This window comes from Rhodopseudomonas sp. BR0C11, assembly GCF_010820945.1.
GTDB lineage: Bacteria > Pseudomonadota > Alphaproteobacteria > Rhizobiales > Xanthobacteraceae > Rhodopseudomonas > Rhodopseudomonas palustris_H.
Genome location: NZ_QTKI01000075.1, coordinates 1 through 15243 on the forward strand (window position 1 = coordinate 1; position 15243 = coordinate 15243).

Annotated in this window: 13 protein-coding genes, 1 tRNA gene and 2 pseudogenes; 8 read left to right on the plus strand and 8 right to left on the minus strand. The window is 64.1% G+C overall.

From position 1 onward, the window contains the following. The 3 genes and pseudogenes from DYI24_RS28270 to DYI24_RS08675 all read right to left on the minus strand — a co-directional run. Nucleotides 1-151, minus strand: a pseudogene (locus tag DYI24_RS28270) (serine kinase); the annotation flags it as partial. Then, nucleotides 148-1950, minus strand: coding sequence for a sensor histidine kinase (locus DYI24_RS08670; RefSeq protein WP_164572002.1), 1803 nt, complete (start codon nucleotides 1948-1950; stop codon nucleotides 148-150). The pseudogene DYI24_RS28270 and the gene DYI24_RS08670, both read right to left, overlap by 4 nt. 103 nt (nucleotides 1951-2053) lie before the next feature. Then, nucleotides 2054-2755 carry a response regulator transcription factor gene (locus tag DYI24_RS08675; protein WP_011155926.1) on the minus strand — a complete coding sequence of 234 codons (702 nt, stop codon included), beginning with the start codon at nucleotides 2753-2755 and terminating at the stop codon, nucleotides 2054-2056. A gap of 233 nt (nucleotides 2756-2988) precedes the next feature. On the opposite strand from DYI24_RS08675, the gene DYI24_RS08680 reads away from it, so the two are divergent. The 5 genes and pseudogenes from DYI24_RS08680 to DYI24_RS08695 all read left to right on the plus strand — a co-directional run bounded on the left by DYI24_RS08680 (nucleotide 2989) and on the right by DYI24_RS08695 (nucleotide 8494). Then, nucleotides 2989-3723: a HugZ family pyridoxamine 5'-phosphate oxidase gene (locus tag DYI24_RS08680; RefSeq protein ID WP_164572003.1), complete on the plus strand. Its 735-nt coding sequence runs from the start codon at nucleotides 2989-2991 to the stop codon at nucleotides 3721-3723. Nucleotides 3724-3911: 188 nt separating this feature from the next. Beyond that, the gene (locus DYI24_RS08685; RefSeq protein ID WP_107342590.1) at nucleotides 3912-5525 is read left to right on the plus strand and encodes a phosphoenolpyruvate carboxykinase; all 1614 of its coding nucleotides are present in this window, start codon (nucleotides 3912-3914) and stop codon (nucleotides 5523-5525) included. Nucleotides 5526-5729: 204 nt separating this feature from the next. Beyond that, nucleotides 5730-6584: a hypothetical protein gene (locus DYI24_RS08690; protein WP_164572004.1), complete on the plus strand. Its 855-nt coding sequence runs from the start codon at nucleotides 5730-5732 to the stop codon at nucleotides 6582-6584. 20 nt (nucleotides 6585-6604) lie between these two features. Next, nucleotides 6605-6802, plus strand: a pseudogene (locus DYI24_RS28745) (pentapeptide repeat-containing protein); the annotation flags it as partial. Between the two features lie 57 nt (nucleotides 6803-6859). Continuing rightward, the gene (locus DYI24_RS08695; RefSeq protein ID WP_349627755.1) at nucleotides 6860-8494 is read left to right on the plus strand and encodes a phosphoenolpyruvate carboxykinase; all 1635 of its coding nucleotides are present in this window, start codon (nucleotides 6860-6862) and stop codon (nucleotides 8492-8494) included. A gap of 87 nt (nucleotides 8495-8581) precedes the next feature. On the opposite strand, the gene DYI24_RS08700 is transcribed toward DYI24_RS08695, so the two are convergent. After that, a complete protein-coding gene (locus tag DYI24_RS08700; protein ID WP_164572006.1) occupies nucleotides 8582-9457 on the minus strand; it encodes a hypothetical protein in 876 nt (291 codons plus the stop codon). A 291-nt stretch (nucleotides 9458-9748) separates the two neighbouring features. Between DYI24_RS08700 and bla the strand changes: the two genes are divergently transcribed. Beyond that, nucleotides 9749-10624 carry a class A beta-lactamase gene (gene bla, locus DYI24_RS08705; protein ID WP_164572007.1) on the plus strand — a complete coding sequence of 292 codons (876 nt, stop codon included), beginning with the start codon at nucleotides 9749-9751 and terminating at the stop codon, nucleotides 10622-10624. A 96-nt stretch (nucleotides 10625-10720) separates the two neighbouring features. Here the strand turns inward: bla and DYI24_RS08710 are convergent, their stop codons facing one another. From DYI24_RS08710 to DYI24_RS08720, 3 genes are all read right to left on the minus strand, one after another. After that, on the minus strand, nucleotides 10721-11083 hold the full coding sequence (locus DYI24_RS08710) for a hypothetical protein (protein WP_107342593.1): 363 nt from the start codon (nucleotides 11081-11083) through the stop codon (nucleotides 10721-10723). A 362-nt stretch (nucleotides 11084-11445) separates the two neighbouring features. Further along, nucleotides 11446-12345 (minus strand): RNA polymerase sigma factor RpoH, encoded by a 900-nt coding sequence (gene rpoH, locus DYI24_RS08715; protein ID WP_107342595.1) that lies wholly within the window; start codon nucleotides 12343-12345, stop codon nucleotides 11446-11448. A 221-nt stretch (nucleotides 12346-12566) separates the two neighbouring features. Further along, the gene (locus DYI24_RS08720; protein WP_164572009.1) at nucleotides 12567-13541 is read right to left on the minus strand and encodes an RluA family pseudouridine synthase; all 975 of its coding nucleotides are present in this window, start codon (nucleotides 13539-13541) and stop codon (nucleotides 12567-12569) included. A gap of 72 nt (nucleotides 13542-13613) precedes the next feature. Between DYI24_RS08720 and DYI24_RS08725 the strand changes: the two genes are divergently transcribed. Both DYI24_RS08725 and DYI24_RS08730 read left to right on the plus strand, forming a co-directional pair. Beyond that, nucleotides 13614-13949 carry a hypothetical protein gene (locus DYI24_RS08725; protein ID WP_205523439.1) on the plus strand — a complete coding sequence of 112 codons (336 nt, stop codon included), beginning with the start codon at nucleotides 13614-13616 and terminating at the stop codon, nucleotides 13947-13949. 241 nt (nucleotides 13950-14190) lie between these two features. Beyond that, nucleotides 14191-14265, plus strand: a tRNA-Glu gene (locus DYI24_RS08730). 279 nt (nucleotides 14266-14544) lie between these two features. Here DYI24_RS08730 and DYI24_RS08735 read toward each other — a convergent pair. Next, nucleotides 14545-15243, minus strand: a 699-nt coding sequence (locus DYI24_RS08735; RefSeq protein WP_164572008.1) for a hypothetical protein, incomplete at its 5' end; no start/stop codon positions are given.

Genomic DNA, 15243 nt, shown 5'->3' on the forward strand with positions numbered 1-15243 from the left:
CCACCGGCGGGACCCGGCCGGCACGGCCGGCGAGGATCAGCGCCCAGGCCAGCCGCGACTTGCCGGAGCCGGACGGGCCGCGAATCACCACCGCCAGATCCCCGACCTTCACGGCGGAGGCATGGACGGTGCGCGGCACAGCTTCGGTCATGTCGCCGGCAGCCGAACGATGAAGCGGGCGCCGGCGATGGTCGGTTCGCCGTCCTCGCCGCGCGGGCCGACCCGGTTCTCAGCCCAGATCTTGCCGCCATGGGCTTCGACAATCTGCTTGGAGATCGACAGGCCGAGGCCCGAATTCTGGCCGAAGCCCTGGTGCGGTCGGTCGGTGTAGAAGCGCTCGAAGATCTTCTCGAATGCGTCGTCGCGGATGCCGGGGCCCTCGTCCTCGACGATGATCTCGATCTCGGTCTTGCGGCGGCGGCACAGGATGCGGACCTTGCCGCCTTCGCGCGAGAACGACTGCGCGTTCGACAGCAGATTGGAGATCACCTGGCCGAGCCGGGAGTCGTGGCCGGGCACCGAAAACTGATCGGCTGCCGGGCCGTCGAATTTCACCTCGACCAGCGCGTTGTGGCCGAGTCGGGTCTCGTTGGCGACCAGCGTCAGCGTCGTCAGCAGCCGGCGCAGATCGACCTGCGCGGCGTCCTGGCGCTGCAATTCGGCGTCGAGCCGGCTGGCGTCGGAAATGTCCGAGATCAGCCGGTCGAGCCGTTTGACGTCGTGTTCGATCACGCTGAGCAGCCGCGCCCTGCTGTTGTCGGTTTTGGCCAGCGGCAGCGTTTCCACCGCCGAGCGCAGCGAGGTCAGCGGATTCTTCAGTTCGTGGCTGACGTCGGCGGCGAACCGCTCGATCGCCTCGATGCGGTTGTAGAGCGAGTCCGTCATGTCGCGCAGCGCGCCGGACAGATGCCCGATCTCGTCGCGGCGCTTGGTGAAATCCGGGATCTCGACGCGGGCGCGGATGCGGCGGCGAACCCGCTCGGCGGCGTCGGCGAGCCGGCGTACCGGACCCGCGATGGTCGAGGCCAGCAGCACCGACAGCACGAACATCACCACGGCGGCGACGCCGAACACTTTGAGGATCGCGAGCCGCTCGGCGGTGACCATCTGGTCGATGTCGTCGCCCTGGGTCGACAGCATCAGCGAGCCGTAGATCGCGCGGAAGCGCTGCACCGGCACCGATACCGAGACGATCACTTCGCCGCGGTCGTTGATGCGCACCATGCTGCTCTTCTGGCCTTTGAGCGACTGCGCGACTTCCTGATAGCCGTTGCCGTTCTCCGGCCCGAGCTCGCGATACAGCGGCAGGTCGCCGCGATTGAACCAGGTGCGGATCGCGATCATCGCCCGCTCGACGATGCCGGGCTTCTCGGCGGTCGGCGGCGGCAGCTCGAACCGCATCACGTCGCCGCGGCCATACAGGCTGCGGCTGTCGAGGATCAGCACGCCGTCGCGATCGTAGATCCGGGCCCGGGTCTTGGTCGGCGAGATCAGCCGCCGCAGCACCGGCGCGACGCGCTCCGGATTGATCGGGAAATCCAGCACCGCATATTCGTCCGGTGGGCCGTAGCTCTCGCCGGGCTTGAGGTCGAGCAGCCGGTCGGGATCGATGGTGATGGTGTTGGTTTCGACCGTTGCAGAAGCGGCGATCGCACCGGCGATGATTTCGGCCTGCACCAGTAGGCTCTGGGCGCGGGCGTCGATCAGGCCGGCGCGGAATTGCGACAGGTACAGAATGCTGGTCGACAGCGCGAGCAGGCCGGCGAGGTTCAGCGACAGAATTCGCCGCGTCAGGCTCGAGAAGCTGAGCGTGAAGAAGAACTGACCGGTACGGCGCACCCAGTCGAGCGGCCGCGGCCAACGGCGGCCGCGCACCGGAGTCTCATCGCGCACCGAGGAATCATCGTCGGTGTCGCGGACATCTGGATCAGGCGAGGTGCGATCTAGCAATGGCCATCAGCCCGATGGTTACCGACACGTGCCAAGCGCGCGTCGCGGATTGTAGCGCAATGCAGCGACATCGTCAGCCGCAGCGCCGGCGACATACGCCCGATCAGATTTCCTTGAAACGATAGCCGACGCCGTACAGCGTCTCGATCATCTCGAACTCGTCGTCGACCGCTTTGAACTTCTTGCGCAGCCGCTTGATGTGGCTGTCGATGGTTCGGTCGTCGACATAGACCTGGTCGTCATAGGCCGCGTCCATCAAGGCATTGCGGCTCTTCACCACGCCGGGCCGGGTCGCCAGCGCCTGCAGGATCAGGAATTCGGTGACTGTCAGGGTCACCGGTTCGTTCTTCCAGGTGCAGGTATGGCGCTCCGGGTCCATCCGCAGCGGGCCGCGGTCGAGCGCCTTGGCGTCGTTCTCCTTCGGAGCCGCCGCCGGATCCTTCGGCGCCGAGCGCCGCAGCACCGCCTTGACGCGCTCCACCAGCAGCCGCTGCGAGAACGGCTTCCGGATGAAATCGTCGGCGCCCATCTTCAGGCCGAACAGCTCGTCGATCTCCTCGTCCTTGGAGGTGAGGAAGATCACCGGCAGGTCGGACTTCTGCCGCAGCCGGCGCAGCGTTTCCATGCCATCCATCCGCGGCATCTTGATGTCGAGGATGGCAAGGTCGGGCGGCGTGGTCCGGAAGCCGTCGAGCGCCGAGGCGCCGTCGGTATAGGTCATGATCCGGTAGCCTTCGGCTTCCAGCGCGATCGAGACCGAAGTCAGAATGTTGCGGTCGTCGTCGACCAAAGCGATTGTAGGCATGAGGCTTCTTTCCGAAACGGCGTGGCGAGACAGCGAAACGATTCGGCGATCCGCGGTGTGAGGTGGCCCAGAAAGCACAGTCAACGAGCAATGCAAGCTGGGCTGAAATGTGGCCGGTTCCGAATTCGCGCGATCGGGCCAAGCCGGCCCTGATATATGCCGGTTTTTCGGGCTGCAAAGGGCCCAACCTGCCAATCCTTGGCAGGAACTGAACTCCAATCGACAGGTGTTCGATGCAGCCGACCCCCGATTTCAGCGCCCCCAAGCTCGCCAAGTCGCTGCTGCGCCGCCGCCGCGAGGGCGCGCTGGCGACCCTGATGGAGAAAGACGGTGCGCCGTATTGCTCACTGGTCAATCTCGCCAGCCATCCCGACGGCTCGCCGCTGCTGCTGATCTCCCGCCTTGCGATCCATACCCGCAACGTCCTGGCCGACCCGCGGGTATCGCTGATGCTGGATGAGCGCAGTGCCGGAGACCCGCTCGAGGGCGCGCGGATCATGTTGGTCGGCAAAGTCGTTGCGGCGCGCCCTGACGAGCTGCCGCTGTGGCGGCGGCGGTATCTCGCGGCGCATCCCGGAGCAGAGGGCTACATCGACTTTGCCGATTTCTCATTGTTCAAGATCGAGAGCTCGGGGCTGCATCTGGTGGCCGGGTTCGGCCGCATCCTCGACCTTTCGCCCGACCGTTACTTGACCGACCTGACCGGCGCAGAGGCGCTGCTCGAGGTCGAGGCTTCGGCGGTCGAGCACATCAATGCCGATCATCCAGATACAATGAAGTTGTACGCAACGCAGCTACTCGGCGCCGGCGAAGCCGACTGGCGCTGCACCGGCATCGACCCCGAAGGTCTCGATCTGCAATGTGAGCGTGCGACCCTGCGGCTCGACTTTCCAAGTCGCGTGGAAAACTCTGTTGCATTGCGGGACATGCTGAAACGCATGGCTGACATTGCCCGCAAAACGGAATGACTTGAGCCAGCGCAATGTCGCTCGGCGGTAAACGAAATAATGCCGGCCGGGTTGGCAAACCCCTCGTTCGCCACTATTCAGTCGCCCCACTGGATCAGGGCGGTATATATTGACGTTACCGCGGCCAGTGATGCGCGTTGGCGGCAATCGCGCGATCGAGACAACGCGGATTCGAGGAGGATCTATTCGTGCAAGAGACGGGCGTGCATAACGGTGCTTACGGCACCGACAAATTCGGCCTCAAAAATCTCAAAGGCGTGTACTGGAACTTCGGTGCACCTCAGCTCTATGAGCACGCCCTGAAGAACAGCGAAGCGGTGTTGTCGTCGGATGGCGCGCTTGTCGCGGACACCGGCGTATTCACCGGTCGCAGCCCGAAGGACAAATTCACGGTGCGCGACGCCACCACCGAAAACACCATGTGGTGGGGTGGTAATCAGTCGATCACTGCCGAGCAGTTCGAGACGCTGTATCAGGACTTCCTCAAGCACGCCGAAGGCATGACCCTGTTCGCGCAGGACCTGTACGGCGGCGCCGATCCGACCTTCCGCATCAAGACCCGCGTTTACACCGAGCTCGCCTGGCACTCGCTGTTCATCCGCACGCTGCTGCGCCGTCCCGAGCGCGCCGAGCTGGAGAACTTCGTTCCCGAGCTGACGCTGATCGATTTGCCGAGCTTCCGCGCTGATCCGAAGCGCCATGGCTGCCGCTCCGAAAACGTCGTCGCGATCGACTTCGCCCGTAAGATCGTGCTGATCGGCGGCACTCAGTACGCCGGTGAAATGAAGAAGAGCGTGTTCACCACGCTGAACTACTACCTGCCCGAGAAGGGCGTGCTGCCGATGCACTGCTCGGCCAACGTCGGCCCGAACGGCGACACCGCGATCTTCTTCGGCCTGTCCGGCACCGGCAAGACCACCCTGTCGGCCGATCCGAACCGCACGCTGATCGGCGACGATGAGCACGGCTGGGGCAAGGACGGCGTCTTCAACTTCGAAGGCGGCTGCTACGCCAAGTGCATCAAGCTGTCGGCCGAGAACGAGCCGGAAATCTACGCCGCCTCGACCCGCTTCGGCGCCGTGCTCGAGAACGTCGTGCTCGGCGACATCGACCGCAAGCCGGACTTCGACGACGGCTCCAAGACCGAGAACACCCGCTCGGCCTATCCGCTCGAGTCGATCCCGAATGCGTCGCTGACCGGCCGCGCCGGCCAGCCGAAGAACGTGGTGATGCTCGCCGCCGACGCGTTCGGCGTGATGCCGCCGATCGCCAAGCTGACCCCGGCGCAGGCGATGTATCACTTCCTGTCGGGCTACACCGCCAAGGTGGCCGGCACCGAGCGTGGCGTCACCGAGCCGACCCCGGAATTCTCGACCTGCTTCGGCTCGCCGTTCCTGCCGCGCGATCCGTCGGTGTACGGCAACATGCTGCGCGAGCTGATCGCCAAGCACAATGTCGACTGCTGGCTGGTCAACACCGGTTGGACCGGCGGCATCTACGGCACCGGCCATCGCATGCCGATCAAGGTCACCCGCGCGCTGCTGACCGCGGCGCTCGACGGCTCCTTGCGCAACGTCGAATTCCGCACCGATCCTTACTTCGGCTTCGCGGTCCCGACCGCGCTGCCGGGCGTGCCGAGCGAAATCCTCGACCCGGTGAAGACCTGGGCCGACAAGGCGGCGTTCGACACCACCGCCCGCAAGCTGGTCGGCATGTTCCAGAAGAACTTCGCCAAGTTCGAAGCGCAGGTCGACGCCGAAGTCCGCGCCGCCGCGCCGGACGTCAAGATGGCCGCCGAATAAGCGCGCCGCATCATCCGTTCGATCGTCAAAGGGCGGCCGCAAGGCCGCCCTTTTGGTTTGGCGGATGGTTTTCTGTCGAACCGCTTTTGAGTTGGGGCCTGCACGACGAGAGGCGGCTCATATACTTGAGGGTTCGCCCACTTTGGATCGTTAGAAAGTTGGGCTAAACTTGCTTTGTTAATCTCAAGGCACAGGTACCATTTTATGGCTCACACTGGGCGCGAAGGCTCTGAAGCGCTTGACGAGTACGATTTCGTAAACCCAAAAAACTTAGCCGAACCAATCGATATTGTTGAACTACAACTGTGGCCACCTCAACAGGGAGGCAGACGCAAGAATATCCCTGTTTGGGCGGATCTTCGTTTTGCTGAGCAAATGGTTAGTACTCCTACCTGGCGGGTGCAGGTTAAATTAGCTCAGGCCGAACTATCGGCTCAATTCCGTGGATGTTCTGTTGAACAAGGCACTCGCTTAGGAGACGTCGCGAAAAAACTGTTCGAAACATTCATTGAGCACGACAAAGGTGAGCTTAATGTATCACAGTCTGCCGAAGCTGGCGCCAAACTAGGCATTGGAATTGCCGAAGGTATTCTTCCTAGCGTGTCTATGGCCGGAAAAATCAAGTCCGAAAAACTAGCCACGAAGGCGATCGATCGAAAAGTGGAGGTTCGGAATTCCCGTATTAGCTCGCTCCCGAACGATCGATGGCGCATTGCGGAGATTAACGGTGACGTTCTTGAAGGTACGTATTTGCGAGCGCCGAGGTCAGATGAATCAGACATTCCTCCCTTATGCGAGCTGAACGTATCTAATAGCAAGTTCTCCATCTCCCTATCCGTTAAGGTGAGGCCCCAGGATCTGGTATTGGATGTTCAACCGATTGCCTCGAAGCCGTGGTGGACTAGCGCATCAGAGAAGCCAAACAAGGAAGCCGTTGCGAAACTGCTCATTCTTTCTGCCGCAACGGAGCGTTTTGCGCGCACTGGCGACGAACGCGTAGTTCTTGCTCAAAGCACTCTAGAAGGGCGGCGTCGAAAACCATCTGGAGGTCCTCCGTGAGTTTAATTGATAGCGCCGTCGTGGATCGACTCGAATCGGTCCTCAATAGTCAAACTGATCGGTTTGACGTTTTGTTGTCAGTTGCAGGACTCGATCCAGGCTCAGATCTGAAATTTTCGGACCTTCGTAACGTTGTTTTTAGGGGGTGCGTTATCGATGGTTGGGACTTTACCGGCGCCGATCTTACGGGAGCATCATTCGATGGCGCGAGAATATTTGAATGCAACTTCTTTGGAGCAAAAGGCGTCGACTTGAGCGGCGCCCTTCTCAGCGAAATCTTCGTTGAGTCTTCTCAATCTTCGGACCTCGGCATTAGAAATCGCCTCTACGGCGCCGACAAATTCGGCCTTAAGAATCTCAAGGGCGTGTACTGGAACTTCGGCGCGCCGCAGCTCTACAACTATGCTCTGAAGCATGGAGAAGCCATCCTGTCCGCCGGCGGTGCCCTCGTCGCCGACACCGGCGTATTCACCGGTCGCAGCCCGAAGGACAAATTCACGGTGCGCGACGCCACCACCGAAAACACCATGTGGTGGGGTGGTAATCAGTCGATCACTGCCGAGCAGTTCGAGACGCTGTATCAGGACTTCCTCAAGCACGCCGAAGGCATGACCCTGTTCGCGCAGGACCTGTACGGCGGCGCCGATCCGACCTTCCGCATCAAGACCCGCGTTTACACCGAGCTCGCCTGGCACTCGCTGTTCATCCGCACGCTGCTGCGCCGTCCCGAGCGCGCCGAGCTGGAGAACTTCGTTCCCGGGCTGACGCTGATCGATTTGCCGAGCTTCCGCGCTGATCCGAAGCGCCATGGCTGCCGCTCCGAAAACGTCGTCGCGATCGACTTCGCCCGTAAGATCGTGCTGATCGGCGGCACTCAGTACGCCGGTGAAATGAAGAAGAGCGTGTTCACCACGCTGAACTACTATCTGCCCGAGAATGGCGGGCTGCCGATGCACTGCTCGGCCAACGTCGGCCCGAACGGCGACACCGCGATCTTCTTCGGCCTGTCCGGCACCGGCAAGACCACCCTGTCGGCCGATCCGAACCGCACGCTGATCGGCGATGACGAGCACGGCTGGGGCAAGGACGGCATCTTCAATTTCGAAGGCGGCTGCTACGCCAAGTGCATCAAGCTGTCGGCCGAGAACGAGCCGGAAATCTACGCCGCCTCGACCCGCTTCGGCGCCGTGCTCGAGAACGTCGTGCTCGGCGACATCGACCGCAAGCCGGACTTCGACGACGGCTCCAAGACCGAGAACACCCGCTCGGCCTATCCGCTCGAGTCGATCCCGAATGCGTCGCTGACCGGCCGCGCCGGCCAGCCGAAGAACGTGGTGATGCTCGCCGCCGACGCGTTCGGCGTGATGCCGCCGATCGCCAAGCTGACCCCGGCGCAGGCGATGTATCACTTCCTGTCGGGCTACACCGCCAAGGTGGCCGGCACCGAGCGCGGCGTCACCGAGCCGACCCCGGAATTCTCGACCTGCTTCGGCTCGCCGTTCCTGCCGCGCGATCCGTCGGTGTACGGCAACATGCTGCGCGAGCTGATCGCCAAGCACAATGTCGACTGCTGGCTGGTCAACACCGGCTGGACCGGCGGCATCTACGGCACCGGCCACCGCATGCCGATCAAGGTCACCCGCGCGCTGCTGACCGCGGCGCTCGACGGCTCCTTGCGCAACGTCGAATTCCGCACCGATCCTTACTTCGGCTTCGCGGTCCCGACCGCGCTGCCGGGCGTGCCGAGCGAAATCCTCGACCCGGTGAAGACCTGGGCCGACAAGGCGGCGTTCGACACCACCGCGCGCAAGCTGGTCGGCATGTTCCAGAAGAACTTCGCCAAGTTCGAAGCGCAGGTCGACGCCGAAGTCCGCGCCGCCGCGCCGGACGTCAAGATGGCCGCTGAATAAGCGCGCCGACGATCGATTGAAATACGAAGGGCGGCCCGCAAGGCCGCCCTTTTTCTTGGCCGTGTGCCGGACGCCCGGCAACGACGATTACTTCAGCGACGCGGTCTTGCCGGTGGCGATGGTCGTCACCGCGCCGTCTTCGAGGCTGATCCGATAGACCTCGCGCAGCACGTTGCCGGCAAAGCCGAGCTCGACGATCGACACGGTTTTGAAGGTGGCGTCGATGCCGTCCGGCAGGATCTGGTTGAACTCCTTGGCGGCTTGATTCATCTGCGCCTGCAGCTCCGGCGTGAACTTGGCCATGCTGTAGACCAGCGTGGTGTGCGGATTGTGCGAGCGCAGCTCCTTGCCGTCCTTGACGACGTTGACGCCGCTGACGCCGACGGTGCGGACCAGATCCTTGGCAGCGTCGCCCATCGCCGCATAGACCGGGCCGGTGCAGCGCGGCAGCGGGCCGTCGCGCAGCGGAGTCAGCGCCGCGGTCGCGGTGGTGTTGAACGCCATCATGTCGTCGAAGCTCTTGCCTTCTTTGACAACACCGAGATCGAACCACCACGGCCGGCCGGCGCCTTTGGCGGCTTCGGTGGTGTAGAACGTCTTCAGCTTGACGGTGAGCACCGGCGGCAGCTTCGGCATCGCCGCCAGCATCTTCTCCGGCGTCGCCGGATCGGCGCTGTGGACGTGCACCACGGTGACGTGCGGGATGTTGAACATCTGCGCTTCGGTGTCGAGCTTGGCGTTCAGCAGCTTTTCTTTCAGCGGGCCGCGGATGGTGCTGTCGAGCACGTCGTTGACGTTCTGCGGCAGCGTGTAGACCAGGCCGAAGGTGCGAGCGTGATCGCGGAATTCGGATTTCGACAGCGCGCTGTTGTCGATCGTGCCATCGGCGGCAGCGGCGACGCCGGCGGAGACCGCCACGGCGATGAGCGCGGAAGTAATCGAAGTCAGCAGGGTGGTGCGCATGAGTTGGCCCTTGGTGGGAACTGAACGGAGGCGATGCGATCGCGCCGGCGCGGTCCCGATCGGGCGCGACGTGCGATCCGCACCAGGCGGTCGATGACGAAACATCGACTGCGAATTACCGATGCTGCATGACAGTGCTGTTGCAGACGCCCGGCCGCGGCCTGAGGCGCACTGTCGCAGATCGGCGCGAGCGCGCGCGCCCGATCGTCACGTTGGATGACAAAGCGGCCGCATCACCGCCTCGTTTCCTCCTGATACATATCGCGCAAATCTTTGCGTAGCAGGTGATGAATGATCGATCGGCGTGAATTGATGAAGGCCGCGACGGGGCTTGCCGGCTTAGGCCTGTTCGGCAGTTCCGCCGCGCTGGCAGCCGACGCACTCGCCGATACCTGCGCGCGGCTCGAAGCCGGCAGCGGCGGCCGGCTCGGCGTCGGCGTGCTCGACACCGCCGGCGTCCGCACGATCGGTCATCGTCTCGACGAGCGGTTTCCGATGTGCAGCACCTTCAAGGCGCTCGCCGCCGGTGTGGTGCTGGCGCGGGTCGACCGCAAGCAGGAAAGCCTCGGTCGCCGGGTCAACTACACCAAGTCGGACCTCGTCACCTATTCGCCGGCGACCGAGAAACACGTCGAGGGCGGCATGACGATCGCCGAGCTGTGCGAGGCCGCGATCACGCTGAGCGACAACACCGCCGGCAATCTGTTGCTGGCGAGCTTCGGCGGGCCGGCCGGGCTCACGGCGTTCGCGCGATCACTCGGCGACGAGACCACGCGGCTCGATCGCATCGAAACCGAACTCAACCAAGCCCTGCCCGGCGATCCGCGCGACACCACCTCGCCGCGTGCGATGGCGCAGACTCTGCGCGCGCTCACGCTGGGCGACGCCCTGTCGGCGACATCTCGCGCGCAACTGATTGCTTGGCTGAAGGCCAACACCACCGGCGGCACCCGCCTGCGGGCCGGCGTGCCGTCCGGCTGGGCGGTGGCGGACAAGACCGGCACCGGAGACAACGGCACTGCCAACGACGTTGCCGTGCTCTGGCCGCCTCAGCATGCGCCGCTGATCGTCACGGTGTGTCTCACCGGCGCGGCGGTGGCGCGCGATCAGCAGAACAAGATCATTGCCGATGTCGGCGCCGCGGTGGCGGACGCCATGCGCGGGTGATCCGCGCGAGGGCGCGGACGAGCCCGGCCATGACGGCAACTGATGAAAGTGACGCGCTCGAAACAGCCGCCGAGGGGCAGCCGCTGGCGCGATGCCTCAGCTTCGCTTGGCCGTGCCGGTGACGAGCTGGGTCTGGCCGGTGGCCGGATCGGTGACGACGTTGCGGATCGAGGCGGTGTCGTTCTTGCCGAGCGCGAACTTGGTATCGCCAATCCGGAACGAGCCGTCCTTGATCAGCACGCTCTGATACTTCACCGTGCCTTCGCTTTGATACTTCACCTGCGCGCGGAAGCCCTGCACGTCGGAAACGGTGATCGAGAACTTCTTGGTGTTCGAATAGGTGCCGGTCCAGGTGCCGTTGTAGAGCGCCGGATCGACATTGACGTATTTGGTCTTCGACGGCGTCTGCAGCGCCGCGGACGTATAACCCGACGCCAGCACGCTCATGATGTCAGCCATCGCGCGGCTCCCATGACGAATCTCGCCCGGGCACTCCACACCCGGCGGGTTAACAGTGTGTTAAGGATTGGCGCGTCGGTTGGCCACAGGCCTGCGCCCGCGATGTCCTTCCTGTCTTGATCGCCGCGTCGTAATCGGCGCTCACGACCGACGGCTGCGTCCCCTCGGTCCGGGGCATCAGGCTTCCTCCTTTCAGGACCAAGGAGGATTGCAGGGATTACATCTGTGTTTTCAGCCGGCTCATCGGCTTCGCAACGTGAAGGCCGCCATATGGCAGCGGCCCGCGCGCGATGCGAGCGCGCAAACAAAAACCCCGCCGGTGAGGGCGGGGTTCGTAGCTATCGGTCTATCGCGGCGTGCGATCAGTGCGCGGCTTCCAGCGCCGCCTGCTCCTGGCGGGCGATGGTGCCCTTGACGGCGCTCTGCACCTTCTCGAACGCCCGCACCTCGATCTGGCGCACGCGCTCGCGCGACACGCCAAACTCGGCCGCGAGGTCTTCCAGCGTCATCGGCTCGTCGGCGAGGCGGCGGGCCTCGAAGATCCGCCGTTCGCGCGGGTTGAGCACCTGGATCGCGCCGTTCAGCGCGGCCCGGCGCTGGTCGAGCTCTTCGTGCTCGGCCATCACGGCTTCCTGGCTCGGCGACTGATCGACCAGCCAGTCCTGCCATTCGCCCGGCTCGCCATCGTCACGGATCGGCGCGTTGAGCGAGGCGTCGCCGCCGAGGCGGCGGTTCATGTCCACCACGTCCTGCTCGGTGACGCCGAGACGGGTCGCGATCAGCTTGACCTGGTCGGGATGCAGATCACCCTCGTCCAGCGCCGAGATCTTGCTCTTCGCCTTGCGCAGGTTGAAGAACAGCTTCTTCTGGTTCGCGGTGGTCCCCATCTTCACGAGTGACCACGAACGCAGGATGTACTCTTGAATCGACGCCTTGATCCACCACATCGCGTAGGTGGCGAGGCGGAAGCCCTTCTCGGGCTCGAACCGCTTCACCGCCTGCATCAGGCCGACGTTGCCTTCGGAGACGACTTCGGAAATCGGCAGGCCATAGCCGCGGTAGCCCATCGCGATCTTGGCGACGAGGCGAAGGTGGCTGGTGACGAGTTGATGCGCCGCGTCGCGATCACCGTGTTCGCGCCAGCGCTTGGCGAGCATGTACTCTTGGCCGGGCTCGAGCATCGGAAACTTGCGGATTTCCGCAAGGTAACGAGCGAGGCCGGATTCTCCGTTAAGGACCGGGAGCGTAGCAGCACGGGCCATTCAGCGCCCTCCAATTGGGTTTCAGGCCCCCGATAGCGGGCGGCCAGGCAGGCAGATCGCTGTGTCAAAGCCGACCGGCCTGCGATGTTCCGCGTTGGGCCATCCCAACGCACCTGCAATATACAATACGTTAGTCGCGCAAGTTTAGTTACGGTCTTGTCACGTCGTTGTTACGCCGCAACAACGCGGTGAAATGATTTACGTTTTCTGACTTCGCCGCGTCATTCCGTCGCGATCAGCGCGGCCTGAAGATGAGCCAAATCGGCCGGCAGGGGCGATTCCCAGGTCAGTACCTCGCCGGTCGACGGGTGCTCCAGCGTCAGCAAATACGCGTGCAGCGCCTGCCGTCCGAGCTCCGCGAGCGCGCGCCGCGCCGCCGGGGCGAGCTGGTTGGCCTTGGTCTTGAAGTGCGGCCCATAGACGTCGTCGCCCAGCAGGGGATGGCCGAGATGGGCGAGGTGGACCCTGATCTGGTGGGTCCGCCCGGTCTCGAGCTGGCAGGCGATCAGCGCCGCAACCGGCTTGCCGTCCTTGCCGGCGAAGTTCTCCAATACCTCCCAATGGGTGATCGCCTCGCGGCCGCCCTGGCGCACCGCCATTTTCTCCCGCGCATGCGGGTGGCGGTCGATCGGCGCGTCGATCGTGCCGTATTTGCGGCCCGGCACCCCCCAGACGAAGGCGAGGTAGCCGCGGCGCAGTTCCCCGGTGCGGCCGTGGTCGGCGAACTGGGCGCTCAGCGACTGGTGCGCCTTGTCGTTCTTGGCCGCCACCATCAGGCCGGTGGTATCCTTATCCAGGCGATGCACGATCCCCGGCCGCCTCACCCCGCCGATCCCGGACAGCGACGCGCCGCAATGCGCGATCAGGGCGTTGACCAGGGTGCCGGTCTCGTGCCCGGCCGCCGGGTGCACCACCAGCCCGCGCGGCTTGTTCAGCACGATGATGTCGGCGTCCTCGTAGACGATGTCGAGCGCGATCGCCTCGCCGGCCGGCTCGGCCGGGACCGGCGGCGGCACGTCGATTGTGATCGTCTCGCCCGGGGAGGCGTGATAAGCGGGGTCGCGGACGGGGGTGCCGGCGATCGCCACCCGGCCGTCGAGGATCAGCGCTTTCAGCCGCGACCGCGACAGCTCGGGGCAGCGCGCCGCCAGCACGCGGTCGAGCCGCGGCGAGCCCTCGTCGCCGGCCACCACCACATTCACGGGATTTTCCGGCGTTTCGCCCACAACCGCACCTTCCAAAACAGCCGCCTTCAAACAGAGATTCGCATGACCGACACCGCCACGCCCGACCCCACCCCCGAGCAGGCCGCACTGTTTGCGCGGGTGCGGCGGATGATGCTGATCGCGGGCCTGACCACGACGCTGGCGGTGGCCGCGGTGTTGATCGCCATCGGCTATAAGCTTTTCCGCGCCGAGGGAAGCGCGCCGTCCGCGACCGAGCACACGCTGCGGCTGCCGAAGGGCGCCCGCGTGGTCTCCACCGCCTCCGCCGGCGACTATGTGGTCGTCACCCTCGACATCGGCGGCGCCACCGAACTGCGCACCTTCGAGGCCAAAACCCTGAAACCCACCGGCCGCCTGACCTTCGCCACCGAGCCGTAGGCGGCGGGGCGTCGTTCGTTCGGTCCCGCCGGCCATCGCCAGGACATGCGCCTTCCCTTCGACCGATGTGCTGCCCCATCAAAGCCGTCATGGCCGGGCTTGACCCGGCCATCCACGCCACAGGCACGGACATCTCGTATCGATGGATGCCCGGGTCGAGCCCGGGCATGACGGATTTCGGAAAACGCCGCCCCCCGATCTTGCGGCGGCGCGGTTTCGCGGCTATTGGTTCGGCCCTCACGCTCCCTTCGTCTAGCGGTTAGGACGCGGCCCTCTCAAGGCTGAAACAGGGGTTCGATTCCCCTAGGGAGCGCCATTTCGGGACGCGGGTCTAGTCAGCAACGACAGCGGCCAATGGCGCTGAACCCGGCATGTTCTTGTGTGGGTCTCCAGTTGTCGCACACGATTTCTGAATCGATCTCAACCAGGCTGGAGGCGCGCGCGTGAAGTTGAATATGGAGGTCGCGCGCAGCATCCCGCAAAAGAACCGATGCCTGTTCGTGCCATCCATCGCAAAGATTCATGCTTCCAGGGCGATGCGGGAAGCCATGTCAGTCGCATCGCTGATGCTGAACTTCTTGGATCGACCAGTCAGCTAGGCCGCCTCAGGAGGGTAATCCGCGCCTTCCAGCAGCCGCAGCACCCTTTGCGACGCGGTCACGCCGCCGACCATCCGTGTCATCGCTTCGGGCTCGTGGTCATCGCCGCCGACGCGAATGCCGCCGAAGAGCTGGAAGACCCAGATCGACATCTCCGGGAAATCCACGCCTTGCACCCCCTCGTAGGCGAAAGTGCCGGCGCCGATGTCCCCCTGCACCCGAGCGCGGGCATTCTTGGACAGGAGCTGCCGGTGAATCTCCTCGCCGTGCCGGTTGAGAAAGCCCGCCCACACTCCGTGTTTTTGCCGATCGAGAATGACCTTGAAGTGGTAATAGAGCAGTCCCTGGGTAATGAACTTGAACAGCTTCCCGACGCGGTCTCCGTCAAAGGGCAACGTCATGGCCGGCACGAAGATGCCGTTTTGCAGCATCAACTCCTGCCGATGGCCGGCTGCGAGACGGCTCTTCAGCTTGGCATTCTTTTCCAGGCGCCGCTCCACCATCTGCGACAGCACGGCCACCGCGTCTTGATGGTTGCTTGCGAACGGTAGCACGGTCGTTAAATAGTGCTCATGGCCACTCTTGATGCCATTGCAAGCTTTGCAAGCAGGGACCTTGGGCAGATTCGCTCGGCGGTTCACCAGGAGAAATTCCCGCGCGAACACGTGATCCATCGTCTCGGCAGGCGCGGTGCC